Source organism: Myxococcales bacterium (assembly GCA_016706225.1).
In the GTDB taxonomy this organism is placed as follows: domain Bacteria; phylum Myxococcota_A; class Polyangia; order Polyangiales; family Polyangiaceae; genus JADJKB01.
Genome location: JADJKB010000003.1, coordinates 356,007 through 371,441, shown reverse-complemented (window position 1 = coordinate 371,441; position 15,435 = coordinate 356,007). Strand labels below are relative to the sequence as shown.

The window sequence follows — 15,435 nt, the reverse complement described above, 5'->3', positions numbered from 1 at the left end:
AGCTCAGCCGTAACCGTCGGCCGCCAACAGGTCGACGAGTCCGCGGATCACGCTGGAAGAGACCTCGAAGGCCAGCCCCATTTCGGTCCCGCCCTCCCGGACGTTGGTCCAGGCAACCCGGGCGCTCACCTCGAGCGGATCCCAGCGATTCGGGCTCTCGACCTCGAGCCGCACCACCGACCCCGCCGGGATCTCGGCGTCGGTGTGCACCCGAGCACCACCCAGCGACAGATCGACGATGGTCGCCGGCCTTCGCCACAGGCCGTCCGCTCCGCCGAGCGCCCCGGCCAGCCGGGCCGGGCGCCGCCAGAGCCCTCGGAAATGGCCGTGTCCGCTCATGCTTCGCCGGACCAAGCTAGCACGGGGCCACGAACCTCGGGCTTTACCGTGATGGACTTGGGGTCGCCGCACAGGTGGGGGTAGGATAACGTCCCAATGCTGGCCTCCGGCCGGCGCCCAAGGCCGCAAAGAAGCGGCGCGTCAGAGTACGGAAGAGAGCTACATGTCCCAGGACACGCGAAAAGACCCGCGCGCGAAGGTGCTGACAATGACGGTCCGCTACAAGAGCGCGACCCTTGACGAATTCATCGAGCACCACTCCCACGACGTCAGCCGCGGCGGCATGTTCATCAAGACTCCGTCGCCATTCCCCCCGGGTACCTTGCTCAAGTTCGAGGTGAAGATCGCCGAGGACAAGAAGGTCATGCAGGGTGTCGGTCGCGTGGTTTGGAAACGCGAAGCCGGCTCGACCGACGCCGAGCAGCCGTCGGGCATGGGCGTGAAGTTCATCAAAATCGATGACGAGTCGACGAAAGTCATCGATACCTTGGTCAAAGGCCGAGGCGAGGGTGGCGCGGCCTTCGAGGCGGGCGAGAGCGACGGAGGGAGCGCTCCCGAGCCGGCGGCTGCGGCTGCCGACAAGCAACCGGCGGCTGCCGCGGCGCCTGCTGCAGCGGCGAAGGGTCCAGAGCCGGCCAAGCGCAAGGCGACCATGATCGGTCTTGGTGCGGTGTCCACGGCTCCCGCGGCCCCGAAAGCATCGGAGCCCGCGCCCGCCGCCAAGGCCAAAGAGCCGGACGGCGGTTCCTTCTTCCCCAAGACCGACTCCGAAAAGGACATGCCTCCGCCGGAAGATCGGACCGTGATGAAACAGGCGGCGGAGCTGTTGAAAGACGCGCTCCGCGAGGCCGGCGGCTCGATGGATGAAGTCGGTGAAGCCCCCGCGCCAAAAGCCTCGGAGAAACCCCCGGCGAAACAGGCGAGCGACCCCCCGCCCGACAAGAAGAGCGAGCAGCCAGCTGCGGCGGCAGCCGCTGACGAAAAGAAGAAGCCCTCCGTGCGCCCCGCGGCCGAGTCCGATGCGGCACCGGAGTCCCACGTCGCAAAGAAGGACAGCGTGCGACCGGCGGCCGCCAAGGCCGTCGAAGAAAAAACGAAGAAGCCGGTCAGCGTGCGGCCGGCGGCAGTTGCAGCGGCTGCTCCCGCAGCGTCGGGTGGTGGTGCCGGAAAGGGCATCGCACTCGTCGCCGCGGTCGGCATCATCGCGGGCGCAGTCTTCCTGTTCACACGCGAAAAGCCGCCCGAGCCGACCACCACACCTCCGCCCGAGCCCACTCCAGCGGTGACAACGGCCGCGACCCTCGAGCCGGCGCCCCAGCCCACTCCCACCGTGACCGAGACCGCGGCACCGGAGCCAAGCGCCGCGCCGGAGCCCACTCCGGCCGAGAGCGTTGCGGCGCCCCCACCGGTTGCACCCAAGCCTCCGCCGGTTGCTCCGAAACCTCCGCCGGTCGCCCCCAAGCCTCCGCCGGTCGCACCCAAGCCTCCGCCGGTTGCACCCAAGCCTCCGCCGGTTGCTCCGAAGCCTCCGCCGGTCGTGCCTCCGCCGGTCGCGCCTCCGCCGGTCGCGCCGAAACCCCCGCCACCCGTCAATACCAGCGACAACCCCTACTGATCGCGTTCGCTCGGCATCGACGGAAGCCGCCCGCCCACGAATCGGTCAACCTCCCCGACTCCACCGGTCGAGAACACACTTAAGCGCGCCGCCCAATGTCGCCCCCGACGACCCCAGGTTCGGACGCCGCCGGGGGCGGCCAGAGCGACGATCCGCGCGTGGGGACGGTGCTGTCGGATCGGTATCGCCTCGACTCGCTCCTCGGTGAGGGCGGCATGGGCAAGGTGTACGCGGCCGAGCACGTCATGATGCGCAAGCGGTTGGCGGTGAAGGTACTTCACCGCGAGCTGACGGCGGTGCCGGAGGTGGTCGCTCGATTCGAGCGCGAGGCAATGGCGGCTGCGAACATCGATCACCCCAACGTCGCCGCGGCGACTGACTTCGGTAAGCTCGCCGATGGTTCGGTGTTCCTGGTGCTCGAGTTCGTCCAGGGGCGCAACTTGCGCGACGAGATTGCCAAGGGCCCCATGGCCATCGAACGGGCGCTCTCGGTCGCTCGTCAAATGGCAGCCGGACTCACCGCCGCACACGCGCTCGAGATCGTGCATCGGGATCTGAAACCCGAGAACGTGATGCTGATCGAAAAAGGGGGTGATCCTGATTTCGCGAAGGTGCTCGATTTCGGGATCGCCAAGGTTCCGATCGGCGAGGTTGGGGGGGACGACCGCGGCAGCAAGCCGATCACCAAGGTCGGAATGGTCTTTGGTACGCCGGAGTACATGGCCCCCGAGCAAGCCCTCGGTCAGAGCGTCGATGGTCGCGCCGATGTCTACGCGCTGGGTGTGATCCTCTACGAGATGGTCGCGGGCGTGCGCCCGTTCAGCAGCAAGAGCCCCGTGGGGATCCTCGGCCAACAACTCTCCAAGACCCCCCCCAGCATCGCCGAGCGTGTGCCGGGGCTGTTCGTGCCGCCCACGGTGGAGCACCTGGTGCAACACATGTTGGCGCGGGAGGCATCCGAGCGCGTGCAGACTGCGAGTGATGTCGTGGCCGCTATCGACGCGCTGCTCGGTCCGGCCCCCCAGAGCGGTGCGCGGCTGTTCACGATGGCGGCGGGCTCGCCCCCTTCATCGCCGTTCAACCCGCGTGTTGGGTCGATCCCCGATCTGGACGACCCGGTGCCCGTGCTGGTGCCCCCGGATGCACTGCGCAGGCTGCCGTCGTCGCCGGGGGTGTTACCGAGCTCGCCAGGACACGACATCGCCATCATTCCGGCGCCCGAGGCGTTCGGGCGCCCGGCCTCGGTGCCCGACGTGTTGGAAGCGGATCTCGAGAATCCATCGAGCCCCAGCCTGGCGCTGCCTCCGACCTCGGCGTCTCCGGATCGCTTCCGTGCAGCCTTGGACGACATCGTTGCAAAGGCAAAGACTGGCTTTGGCGACACGCTGTCGTGGATTGACGCGCAGCGACTGCGCTTGCCTCCGGCGGTGCGCGAGCCGCTGTCGAAGGTCTCGGCGACTGCGCTGCTCTTCGGGGCGCTTGCACTCGTCGGGGGCGGGGTGCTCGCTCTGGTGCTGCTCGTTGGGCTCGTCGTCGGCGGCAGCCGGGACAAACATCCAAAGCCAAGCCCATCGGCGCTGGCATCGGGCTCGGCGCCAGATCCGATCGCTTCGGAGGAATCAGCGCCGAGCTCGGCCGTGGCTCCGGAGCGTGAGCTCACGCAGGCCACGGCTGCGGGTGCTGCCGCCCTCGCGGAGCTCTCCGCCCGGTACCCGAAGGACACGGCAGTCCTGCTCGCCCTGGCCAAGCTGCAGATCAGCGAGAAAAAACACACCGAGGCGGTGGGAACACTCGGAAAGATCCTGGGCGTGGACCCCGGGCAGAACGACAGTCCCGAGCTGGCTAGTGCACTGTGGACTACTGCGCAGGCCAGGGACTCCGAAGATGCGACCTTCGCGCTCCTCGAAGGCTCGATGGGCTCGCGCGGTGCGGACATGCTCCATGATCTGGCGACCACCCGCGGCGTGCGACGTGAGGTCAAGCTGCGGGCGGACCGCTGGCTCGGCACCGAGGCTTTCCAGAAACGTTCGACCCCCGCGCTGAACGTGCTGGTCGCGCTGGAAAAGGCGCAGACCTGCAAACAGCGCTACGCGCTCTTGTTGCGGGCCAAGAACCAGGGCGACGAGCGGGCCCTCGGGCTGTTCGTGCGCTACCGCGACAAGACTGGGTGTGGAAAGAAGAGGCGCGACGATTGCAACGACTGCATGCGCTCCGACGGCCGCCTTGAAGAGGCCATCGAAGCGGTCAAGGGGCGCGGCAAGAAGTAGCCGCGTGGCGTCAGGGAGCGGCTTTTCTCTTGAGCCGCGCGTCTTCCAGTGCCCGGTCGATGACCTTCTTGAACTTCGCGAACGGCTGCGCTCCGCTCAGGTGGTAGCCGTTGATGATGAAGGCCGGCGTGCCGTCGATGCCGGCGGCGCTCGCGGCGCTCTCGTCCAACTTGATCGATGCGTCGTGGCTGTTCTGATCGAGGGCATCGCGGAACCGGGTGAGGTCGAGTCCTGCCTTCTGTGCGTAGGTCTCGAGGCTCGAGCGGTCCAGGTTCGACTGGTTCGTGAAGAGCAGCTCGTGCATCTTCCAGAACCCGGCGTCGCCCTTCTGCGCATAGGCCTCCATGGCAGCCATTGCGGCCGGACGTGCGTCCTGGTGGAACGATAGCGGCATGTTGCGCCAGACGATGCGAAGCCGCCCCGCGTACGTCTTTTCGACCTGGTTGAGCGCCGGCATTACCCGCGAGCAGAACGGGCACTGGAAGTCCGAGAAGATCTGGAGCGTCACCGGCGCCCTGGCCGAGCCTCGGGTCGGGTTGCCTTTACCCACGGCTGGCGTGGACTTAGCGAGCTCGAGGGGCTCGCCCGCCCGGCCGTCCTTGATCAGCGTGGCGTACAGCTGAGCCGCGGGTGTACCCGCCTTGACCTTGGCCTCGGCGAGCGCGAGCTGCTCATCGATCAAACTCTGGAATCGCTCGAGCGGTTGCGCGCCCGAGAGCTTCCGCCCGTTGATGTAGAAGGTTGGCGTGCCCTTCGCGGTCACTTCGTCGGCGAGGTCCATGTCCGCGTTGATGGCGGTCTTGTGGGCCTCTTTCGCCAGCGTGGCCTTCACCCGCGCCTCGTTCAGCCTCAGCTGTCGCGCGATCGTCAAGAGGTCATCGTCCTCGAGTCCGCGCTGCGACTCGAACAACAGCTTGGTGGCCTCCCAGAACCCCTTGTCGCCGCGCTGGGCTCGCGCCTCCATTGCCAGCTGTGCGGCGGGCAGCGCGCGATTGTGGAACGGAAGCGGCTGGTGTTTCCACACCACGCGGAGCTTGGTCGGGTAGCGGCGCAGGAGCTCGTCGACCGTGGCCTGCGCCCGCTTGCAGAATGGACACTGGTAGTCCGAAAACTCGACCATGGTCACCAGCGCGCTGGCGGGTCCAACGCTGGGAGACTTGCCGACCGGCACCTTCCAGATGGTCGTATCGGGCGGGGCCGCGGGCCGAGCTGGCCGGTCGTCCTCGGGCTCGGGCTTGCTGAAATTCTCCGCGACCCGCTTCGCGTACACCGACGCGGGTGCGACACCGCTGGTTCGAAGCGCTTGCGAAGCCGCGAGCTCGGCGTCGACACGCTCCTTGAACGCCTCGTAGGGCTGGGCTCCAACCAGCTTCCCGCCGTTGATCAGGAACGCCGGAGTCCCAAACAGCCCGGCGGATTTCGCCAGCGCCATGTCCGCGTCGATCTTCGCGCGGACCTCGCTCGACATTGCCACCTTGAGCAGCGCGTTGCGGTCGACGCCAACGTCCTGGGCCCACGCGAGCAGATTCGCATCCGTGAGCTGACTCTGGCCTCGGAACAACAGATCGACGTAGGCAAAAAACGCCTGGGGCCCGGCGATCTCGTACACTGCCTGTGCAGCCAGCGCCGCGGGTACGGCGTCCTGGTGGAAGGGCAGCGGGTTGTGCTTGAAGACGATCCGGAGTTTGTCCGGACCGTAGTCTCTCATCAGTTGGGTGACGCGCGGGTGAGCCCGCGAGCAAAACGGACACTGGAAGTCCGTGAAGAGTACGACGGTGACCGGGGCATCACCTGTGCCCCACACAGCGTCAGTGGCATCGACCGGAACCTCGCGACTCGTCGCGCCGCCGCTCGTCGGCTTCGTCCAGGTGCCGTGGGCCGCGACCTCACCGAGGTTCGTCTCGGAAGTGTCGGCCTTCGTCAGATCGACTTCTGTCGATTTCGGATGCTTCGCGTGCGCAGGGGAGCCGGGGCTCCCCCCGCAGGCGACGCCGAGCAGCAGCAGCCCAAGTACGAAGATGGCCTTTGCTGCTCGGCTGACTGTCACTTGGCTTCCTTCAACGCGCGGTTGATCACCTTCTTGAAGGCGGAGGCCGGCTGGGCTCCGCTGATGTAGTAACCGTTGATGACGAACGAGGGGGTGCCACTGACACCCGCCTTGTTGCCGACCTCGTTGTCCTTGTCGACGCGGGCCTTGTGTTTGCCGCTGTCGAGCGCCGCCTTGAACTTGTCCATGTCGAGGCCCATTTCCTGAGCGATCTTCTCGAGGCCCGGGCGCTTGATCCCGTCGGGATTCCCCTGAACCTCGAAGGCCTTCTCGTGGAACTTCCAGTAACCGGCGTTGCCCTTCTGTGCGTACGCCTCACGACCAGCCTGTGCTGCCATCGGAGCCTCCTGGTGGAACGGCAGTGGCATGTCGCGCCAGACAATCTTCACTTTGCTGCCGTACTCCTTCTCGATCTCGTTGACCGTCGGCTCGACGCGCTTGCAGAACGGGCACTGGTAGTCGCTCCACATCTGGATCACGACCTTGGCATTCTGCCCACCCTTCCACGGGCTGTCGGCGTCCGGGGGCGGCACGTCCTTCTTCTCGGGCGGCGGCGGCTCCTTGCCCTCTTTCATGATCTCTTCGTAGACGCGCGCCTTGGGCGTGCCCTTCGCGACCAGGGCCTTGGCCTTGGCGAGCTCTGCGTCGATCAGAGTCTTGAACGCCTCGAAGGGCTGTGCGCCGGAGAGCTTGCGACCGTTGATGAAGAACGCTGGCGTACCGCGGGCTTCCAGATCTCCCGCCTGTTCCATGTTGGCGTCGATCTTCGCCGCGTACTTCTTGGCGTCCACGTCCTTCTTGATGGCGTCCCAGGAGAGACCGAGCTTCTCGGCCACACCCTTGAGGTCTTCGTCCTCGAGCTTCGGCGCGCTCTCGAACAGCGCGTGGTGCGCGTCCCAGAAGCCCTTGTCGCTCTTGGCCTTGTACGCGGCGATCGCCACGTAGGCTGCCGGGATGGCGCGGGGGTGGAACGGTAGCGGGTTGTCCTTCCAGACCACCCGGACGTCGCTCTTGTAGGTGTCGACGACCTGCTTCATCGTGTCCTCGACGCGCTTGCAGAACGGGCACTGGTAGTCCGACCACTGGACGATGGTGACGAGCGCGTCCTTCGGTCCGAGGATGGGATCGTCCGCGCCGATGTTGACCTTGTAGACGGTCGTGTCCTCGGGCGGCGCCTGGGGTTTGTCTGCAGGCTTGTTGGGATTCGGGCGAGCCTCCTCGGGTGCGGCCGTGGCGTTCTTCTTGGACAGCTCGACGTAGACCTTCTCCTTCGGCGTACCCGAAGCGATCAGCTTCTGCGCCTCGCCCAGCTGCGCGTCGATGACCTCCTTGAACTTCTCGAACGGCTGCGCGCCGACGACGGTCACGCCGTTGATGCGGAACGCGGGGGTGCCGCTCGCGCCAATCTTGGTTGCCATCGCCATGTCCTCGTCGACCTTGGCGGCGTATTTTTTGGCCGCGAAGTCCGCCTTGAACTTGGTCATGTCGACGCCTGCAGCCTGCGCCCACTTCTCGAGGTTCTCCGGGGTCAGCGCCTGCTGATTGGCGAACGCGCTGTCGTGGAACTTCCAGAACGCGTCGCTACCGGCCAGCGCGAACACCGTCGCCGCGGCCTCGTGCGCCGGGCGAGCCTTGTCGTGGAAGGGCAGCGGCTGGTGCTTCCAGACGATGCGCACCTTCTGGGGCCCGTACGTGTCCTTGATCTGCTTCATCGTCGGTCCGACGCGGCTGCAGAAGGGGCACTGGAAATCGCTGATCTCCACGATGGTGACCGGCGCATCGGCATTGCCCCAGGACGGGTCTTTGCCGCTGACGGGTACGGGCGAGGCACTGTGGTCGAGGGAGCCGGCTTCAGCCCCACTCTCGGCGCTGATCGCTACGCCCTTGCTGCGATCGACGCCCCACATCAGCCCCATCCCTGCCAAGAAGCAGAGGAAGAAGCCTACGATTGCGGTTCCTTTGTTCATTTCAATCTCCTGAAAATACTCACACTTGAAAAAGAGTCGTAGGAGCGACGCCAGCGTCGACCTCCACCCGCTAACGGGTCGAGACGACGATTGCGGGCTCGATGACCTGCGCGCCGGGCATTCGCTTGGCGCCAGAGTTGTTTCGTCTTCGAGTCGCGGAGCTTCGAGTCGACGAGTGTTGCCAGGCTCACGAGCGCGGCTGACCGCGCGCGGGCCTGGATACGTCTCGACGACTCAGCGCGCGCGCGGCGGGCGGAAGACGTTGTTCTGAATTCCCGCGCGCGGGCCCGAGCCGTCGGCTCGGGCTGGCGGTTGGAGCTGGCCACGCACGCGCACGACCACGAAGCGCTCGCTCGGCGGGGCACGGTCGAAGGTCTCAGCGCTGGCTCGAGGGTGGTCGCGCTCTGGCGTCGGCGCCTGGCCCAGTTGATGCGCCTGTCGGCCGGCGCAGGGACGAACGCCGCGGACCTCGCCGTTGAAGCTTGGGAACAGTGGGAACGGCGCCGCGATGCTCTGGGCGTGTTCGTCGCACATCGGGGCCGGCGTGGCCGCTGCGAGTCCCGTGACCAACAGCACCGCAAGCGCAGCCAGCACGGCGACGCTCCGCGCCTTGGCGCGGCGAGTGGTCTGGATGAGGACGCCTTGAAACACCGAATCGTTTCCGTTGCTGGGCCGGCGGAGTCTACTCCGAGGAAGGCGATGCTCAACCCGCCTCGCGCGTCGAGTGTTCCCACGAAAAGCACAGGTGTCGTTTAGTTGGCCACCTTCGCCTACATTGGCACCATGCGCCCATGTCCGGTGAGCCCTCTGTGCAGACCTCAGCGAAATCGGCAAAGAATGTCGCTGAAAGCAGCGCGACCGGGTCAGGCGATGCCGGGGAGACGCTGCCTCGTCGCTTCGGCCGCCTGACCCTGCTCCGACTCCTGGCCCGAGGGGGCATGGGGGAGGTGTTCTTGGCGGCGACCGGGGCCATCGAGGGAGCCGAGCGGCCCTGTGTCGTGAAGATCATCCGGCGCGAGCACGCCGGAGACCGCTCCTTCCTGGCGCGCTTCCTGGACGAGGCGCGCATCCAAGCGCAGCTCCACCACCCGGGTGTCGCGCAGATCCTCGAGGCGTCCACCGACGCCACGGGACAGCCCTTCGTTTTGGTCGAGCACGTCGAAGGGCGGAACCTGGGCGAGGTCCGCAGTCGCGTGCAACAGCTCGGTGCGCGGATCACCTGGCCCGAGGCGCTGGCAATCGGGCTCTCGCTAGCTGAAGGGCTCGCCCACGTGCACGAGCGCACTGACGCAGCGGGGCGCCCGCTCGAGATCGTTCACCGCGATCTGAGCCCGCAGAACGCAATGCTCGGCTACGGCGGTGAGCTCAAGCTGATCGACTTCGGTACGGCGCGGGGGGAGAACCGCCGCTGCCACACGGTGGCGGGGATCGTCTTCGCGAAGCCTGGCTACGTGGCGCCCGAAGTTGCGAACAACAACCCCGGGGGTGTACCCGCAGATCTGTACGCCTTCGGCATCATGCTCTGGGAGCTGATCGCTGGGCGCCGGTTCCTGACCGGTGAGGCCTCGGAGCACATGGCCGCCGTAGGTTCCGGCAAACGCGTCCCGACACCGGTAGCGCCGCTCTGCGACGCACCGCCGGAGCTGGACTCGATCATTGCGCGGCTGACGGCGACGAAGATCGAGGACCGCTACCCGTCCGCGCGCGAGGCGCTCACGGATCTCGCGCTGTTGATGAAACGTGCCCCCAGCCTGCCGAACGGCGAGCGAGGTGTGCGCAGCCGGATCGCCCAGCTGATGCAGCGGTTGTATCCCGCAGAGCCCGCGCGCAGCCGCGCGGAGTTCGGGCGCCTGCTGGCCCAGGCCCGAAAGCTCGACAAACCCAGGCTGATCCTGCCGCCCCCGTCCCCCTCACCGCCCCCCGCTGACGCCGACTCCACGCTACTGCCCGGGACGCGTTATCGCTTGCTGCGGGAGATCGGTGCAGGCGGCATGGGGGTCGTGCACGAGGCGTGTCACGTCGACCTCGGCCGTCGTTTTGCAATCAAGGTGCTGCCACCCGAGCAGTCGTCGGAGGCCGCGTCCGAACGCCTGCGGGCCGAGGCGCGCGCGATTGCCCGTGTCGAGCACGAGAACCTGGTTCGCCTCGTCGACTTCGGGATCGCCAGCGATGGACGTGCCTTCTACGTGATGGAGTTCCTCGAAGGCGAGACCCTCGACCGCCGCTTGGCGCAGGGTGAGATCTTCGACTGGCGCGAGGTCGCCCGCATTGGTGTGCAAGCGTGTCACGCCCTCGAGGCTGCCCACGGCGCCGGGGTGATTCACCGCGATATCAAGCCAGGCAACCTGCTCTTGACCCACACCGGGACGCTGAAGCTCCTCGATTTTGGCGTTGCCAAGGTCGCTCGGGGCGTCGAAGTGGAGAACGTCGGCGAGGCGCTCTCGATCATCGGTACCCCAGAGTACATGGCGCCGGAGCAAGGTCACGGCGGTGATGCCGACGACCGGAGTGATCTCTATGCGCTCGGCGCAGTGCTCTACGAGCTCGTGACCGGACGCCTGCCATTCGATGCGCCGAACACCGTCGCTCTGCTCGACGCAAAAGCCCGAACCAAACCCGAGGCACCGAGCCTGCGGGCTTCACAGAGAGGAATACCGAAGATGCTGGACAAGACCATCTCCCAGGCCATGGAGCCAAACACCGACGAACGCTTCGAGCGCGCCGAGCAAATGCGCGAAGCGCTAGAAGCCGCGCTCAGAGAGCCTGTGGAGCGGCGGCGCCGTCGGCGCCGGATCGGGATGTCCGTGGTCGGTGCGGCGCTCGTGGCCATCGGTGTGTTCGGTGGCGTTGCCGCCGCCAAGCCGGACGTGCGCGCCCGCGCCTACGCCGCGGCCAAGCCCATGATCGATCGCTTCAAGGGCCCGCCGCCCGCGGCTCCCGAGGTTGCTGCGACTGAGGCTCCTGTCGGAGAGACCGGTGAGACGGTCGACGACTCCGCCGCGGTTCCGGCCGAGGAGGCCACCGCGGAGAAGGTCGACCCAGCGGCGGACACCAGCGACGAGACCGCGAGTGATACTCCGGCTGAGGACAAGGGTGAGGAGACCGCGAAGGCGGACACGGCGGACGATGACGCCGAGAACGCCGAGCCCGGAGCCGACAAAGCCGAGGCCGACACCGCGAAGCCGACCAAAGCCGAGCCCGAGCAGAGCGCGAAGAACGCCGCCGGTGCCGACGACGAAATGTTCAGTGCGCAGCCGGTCAAGGCCGACAGTGGTGATCAGGTCGAAGGACAGCTGGCCAAGGCCGCGGAGTTCTTGCAGAGCGGCAAGAAGGTGAAGGCGCTGAACGAGTACCGGAAGATCGGCAAGAAGAACCGCAAGGACCCGCGAGCGCTCAAGGCGTGGAGCGAGGCAGCGGCGCAGATGAAGGGTTACGGCGAGTCACTGCGGGTTGCCAGACAATGGGCGGCCCTGGACAAAGGCATCGAGTCCCGCATCTTCCTGGCCAGCATGCAGAAGAAGGTCGGCAAGCGTGAGGACGCCATCAAGACCCTGAACGCGCTGATCACCGAGCGCCCGGGCTGTCAGGAGGCGCGCGCCATGCTGAAGGGCCTCAGCCCGGAAGCGCGCGTCGCCCAGCGCTGAATCCGTTGATTCCGCCGATTTCGTCTCAACCTCTGTGAAAACCAGCGTGCGCCGGGTCGTCCTTGTGGACAGCCCGGCGCGCCGGTTTTAAGAGCCTGCCTCCCCGATCGGCTCGATGGCCACCGTCCCCGTACAATCCGGCGTTCAGCTCGTCACCACCGGATCGCCGTACAAGGTGGTGCTGAAGCTCGCGGCCCCCACCGTCTTGGCGATGCTCACGCAGAGCGTCGTCAACGAGGTGGACATCGTCTTTTTCTCCTGGCTTCCGTGCCCGGAGTCGTCGAATGCGCAGGCGGCGCTCTTGCCGTCGCTGATCTTGCTCTGGATGTTCGGCGGCTCCCTGTCCGCCATCTCCGTCGGTACCCAGGCCATCGCCGCACGGCGCTTCGCGCAACATCGCAGCGCCGATGCGGGGGCTGTCCTGGTCAACTCGTGGTTCTTTGCGCTGACGGCGGGCATCCTGTTCACGATCGCCGGCTACCTGGTGTTGCCCTACGTGCTCTCGGCCTTGATCAAGGTGCCCGAGGTGCGGACGGCGGCCACCGAGTACTTGCACTGGCGCCTGCTCGGCATCGTCAGCATGGCGATGACGTTCAGCTTCAAGTCGTTCTTCGATGGGATCGGCAAGACCCACGTTCACATGGTCAGCGCCATCGTGATGAACGCCCTCAACATCGTGCTGTGTCTGGTGTTCATCTTCGGTCGCTTCGGTGCGCCCCGCATGGGCATCGCCGGCGCCGGTTTTGCCGGTTTCGTCTCCACCTGGGTCGGCCTGTTCATCATGATCGGGTGGGTGGCGTTCAAGAAGTACCGCGCGCCGTTCAGCCCGTTCGCCTTGAGCTCCCTCGACAAGTCGCTGACCTGGGACGTGCTCAAGCTGTCGATCCCCAGCGCGGTGGCGACCGTGGCCGTGATGAGCGGGTTCGCGCTGTTCGCCATGATCGTCAGCAAGCTCGACAGCATCGCGGGCGCCAACGCCGTCGTGAATCCGGCCTGTCCGGGCGGCCAAGCCGAGGCCGTCAACAGCGCGGCCACGACGGTGATCGTCGGCGTTCTCAAGCTCACCTTCACGGCTTGTTTGGCGTTTGGCACTTCGACCGCCACGCTGGTCAGCCAGTCCCTCGGTGAAGGCAACCCGGACAAGGCGTCGCGCTTCGGTTGGGTCAGCGTGCGCCTCGGCCTGATGATCTTCGGTGTCGTCGGCCTGCTCGAAGGTGTGGTCTTTCCGAATCAGATCCTGGCAGTGGTCAGTCACAGTCCGCCGGTCATCGAGGCGGCGCTGCTCCCCATGCGGGTCATGGGGATTTGCACGCCGGCCATCGCCGTCGGCATGATCCTGACTCAGGCGCTGTTCGGCGCGGGCAACACCCGCTTCGTGATGCTCGTCGAGCTCGTGCTCCACTTCTTGTGTCTGGTCCCGCTGGCCTGGCTGCTCGGGATCACGCTCGGCTTTGGCCTGATCGGCATCTGGAGTGCGGCCGTCACTTACGTGGTGCTCCTGAGCTCGGTGATGGTCTGGAAGTTCGCGAGCGGAGACTGGAAGAACATCAAGATTTGAGCTTTCGGTCGAGAAATAGGTCGAACGCGCGCACGAGTGCGAGTACGAGTACCCGCACTGGCGCCTGCGGACCTCCGAAAGCGGCGCGCCCCTTCCCATGGCATCCCTCGAGATAGAAGAACGCATTGGCCCGCAGATGGCGCGCGCCTTGGAGCAAAAAGGCTACGCCGAGCTCACACCGGTGCAGGAGGCCGTGCTCCGAGAGGAGCTGGTCGGGCACGACGTGCGCCTCTCGTCACAGACCGGATCGGGCAAGACGGTCGCCATCGGGTTCTTGCTGCGCGAGGCGGTCGAGCGACACGCCACCCGGGTCGAGCGCATTGCGCCGCCCGTCGCCCTCGTCGTGACTCCGACGCGCGAGCTCGCCAAACAGGTCGAGGGGGAGCTGTCATGGCTGCTGGCGCCGTACGCCGTCACCGTCGCGTCCGTGACGGGTGGCGCTTCGTATCGCGACGAGCGCCGAGCCCTCGCCGGCTCGCCGGCCGTCGTCGTCGGCACGCCCGGCCGGTTGCTCGATCATCTGGAGCGCGGAGCACTGCTTGCCACGGGGCTCGATGCGGTCGTGCTCGACGAGGCGGATCGCATGCTCGATCTCGGCTTCCGGGACGACATCGAAGCCATCTTCGCGCTGGCCGCGTCGCGGCGCCGCACGCACCTCGTCTCCGCGACCTTTCCGCGGGAGGTGAAGGCGCTGGCCGATCGCGTGCAGCACGAGCCACGCGAGGTGTTCGGCACGCCGCAGGGGGCTGCCAATCAGGACATCGAGCACGTGATTCACATGATCGAACCGCGCGAGCGCTTCGATGCTCTGGTCAACCTGCTCCTGGCCTACCCGGACGAGCAGATGTTGGTGTTCGCTCGGACGCGGGCCGACGTGGCGCGCATCACTTCGGAGCTGATGCAGGTGGGCTTCGTCGTCGCCTCGCTGTCCGGCGAGATGGAGCAAGCCGAGCGCACTCGCGCCCTCAGCGCCTTCAAGACGGGTCGTTATCGAGCCTTGATTGCCACCGACGTCGCCGCCCGCGGCATCGACGTCGCAGGGATCGCCCGCGTCGTTCACTTCGAACCGCCCACCGACCGTGACAGTTATACTCATCGCAGCGGTCGCACGGGACGAGCCGGGCGCAAGGGGGTGAGCTCGGTCCTGGTGGCGCCAGGTGGCGTCGCGCGCGTCGTGTCGATGCTCAATCGCACCGGGGTCGAGGCGCGCTTTCTGCCGATCCCCAGCGCAGACGAGATCCGCGCACTGCGCAGCGCGCGCTGGTACGAAGATCTGGTGGCCGACGAGGCGGACGGCGTGGTGACAGCCTTCGATCCGACCACCTGGACACTGGCGAAGCGTTTGGCGCAGCACCCGAGTGTGGTGCGGGTGCTCGCTCGATTGATGCTTCGAGCCGGACAGGTCGGGCCGACCGAACCCCGCGAGTTACACCAGCCGGAGCCCGGCGCGCAGCGAGGGCGGCACGCTCAAGCGCGACCGACGCGCTCCGAGCGCCAGGCCACCGAGTGGGTGTCATTTCACATCTCGTGGGGTGAAGAGCACGGTGCGGAGCCCCGCCGACTGCTCGCGCTGTCGTGCCGGCGCGGCCAGATTCACGGCAGCGATGTCGGCGCCATTCGGGTGCTCCGCCGGCACTCCATCGTCGACGTCGACGCGCGCGTCGCGGAGGGTTTTGCGCGGGCGACGGCCAAGCCCGATCCCCGGGAACCCAACGTCGTCATTCGCCTCTTGTCCAGCAGCGGCGGCGAGCGCGGTCCCGAGCACGGTCGCCCCGACCGGGGTCCACCTCGCCACGGTGGCTCCCCGCGTGGTCCCTCTCCGCGCCCCTTCCGACCCGAGCGTGGCCCCAAGCCCTACGGCCCGTCAGGCCCCAAACCCTACGCGCCGAAACCCTACGCGCCCAAGCCTTACGCCCCCAAGCCTTACGCTTCGCAGCCGGGCGCCAAGAAGAAGCCCAAATCCTGACGCGGGTTCTGCTAGCGGCCGCGACGCGCGCG

General features: G+C 66.9%; 9 protein-coding genes. 5 read left to right on the top strand and 4 right to left on the bottom strand.

Going from position 1 to position 15,435, the window contains the following annotated elements; all coding sequences use genetic code 11:
* Positions 1–3: 3 nt before the first annotated feature.
* A complete protein-coding gene (locus IPI67_03415) occupies positions 4–339 on the bottom strand; it encodes a PilZ domain-containing protein (GenBank protein MBK7579233.1) in 336 nt (111 codons plus the stop codon).
* A 208-nt stretch (positions 340–547) separates the two neighbouring features.
* Here IPI67_03415 and IPI67_03410 point away from each other — a divergent pair, with 208 nt between their 5' ends.
* Together IPI67_03410 and IPI67_03405 are read left to right on the top strand one after the other, a co-directional pair.
* On the top strand, positions 548–1,954 hold the full coding sequence (locus tag IPI67_03410) for a TIGR02266 family protein (GenBank protein MBK7579232.1): 1,407 nt from the start codon (positions 548–550) through the stop codon (positions 1,952–1,954).
* A 95-nt stretch (positions 1,955–2,049) separates the two neighbouring features.
* Positions 2,050–4,221 carry a protein kinase gene (locus IPI67_03405; protein ID MBK7579231.1) on the top strand — a complete coding sequence of 724 codons (2,172 nt, stop codon included), beginning with the start codon at positions 2,050–2,052 and terminating at the stop codon, positions 4,219–4,221.
* Positions 4,222–4,231: 10 nt separating this feature from the next.
* Here IPI67_03405 and IPI67_03400 read toward each other — a convergent pair whose 3' ends face one another.
* The 3 genes from IPI67_03400 to IPI67_03390 all read right to left on the bottom strand — a co-directional run bounded on the left by IPI67_03400 (position 4,232) and on the right by IPI67_03390 (position 8,886).
* Positions 4,232–6,268 carry a thioredoxin domain-containing protein gene (locus IPI67_03400; protein MBK7579230.1) on the bottom strand — a complete coding sequence of 679 codons (2,037 nt, stop codon included), beginning with the start codon at positions 6,266–6,268 and terminating at the stop codon, positions 4,232–4,234.
* The gene (locus IPI67_03395; GenBank protein ID MBK7579229.1) at positions 6,265–8,235 is read right to left on the bottom strand and encodes a thioredoxin domain-containing protein; all 1,971 of its coding nucleotides are present in this window, start codon (positions 8,233–8,235) and stop codon (positions 6,265–6,267) included. Before IPI67_03395 ends, IPI67_03400 begins: the two co-directional genes overlap by 4 nt.
* A gap of 234 nt (positions 8,236–8,469) precedes the next feature.
* The gene (locus IPI67_03390) at positions 8,470–8,886 is read right to left on the bottom strand and encodes a hypothetical protein (protein MBK7579228.1); all 417 of its coding nucleotides are present in this window, start codon (positions 8,884–8,886) and stop codon (positions 8,470–8,472) included.
* Between the two features lie 140 nt (positions 8,887–9,026).
* Here IPI67_03390 and IPI67_03385 point away from each other — a divergent pair, with 140 nt between their 5' ends.
* From IPI67_03385 to IPI67_03375, 3 genes are all read left to right on the top strand, one after another.
* The gene (locus IPI67_03385) at positions 9,027–11,879 is read left to right on the top strand and encodes a protein kinase (protein ID MBK7579227.1); all 2,853 of its coding nucleotides are present in this window, start codon (positions 9,027–9,029) and stop codon (positions 11,877–11,879) included.
* A gap of 115 nt (positions 11,880–11,994) precedes the next feature.
* Positions 11,995–13,437 carry an MATE family efflux transporter gene (locus IPI67_03380; GenBank protein ID MBK7579226.1) on the top strand — a complete coding sequence of 481 codons (1,443 nt, stop codon included), beginning with the start codon at positions 11,995–11,997 and terminating at the stop codon, positions 13,435–13,437.
* 97 nt (positions 13,438–13,534) lie between these two features.
* On the top strand, positions 13,535–15,403 hold the full coding sequence (locus IPI67_03375; protein MBK7579225.1) for a DEAD/DEAH box helicase: 1,869 nt from the start codon (positions 13,535–13,537) through the stop codon (positions 15,401–15,403).
* Positions 15,404–15,435 lie beyond the last annotated feature (32 nt).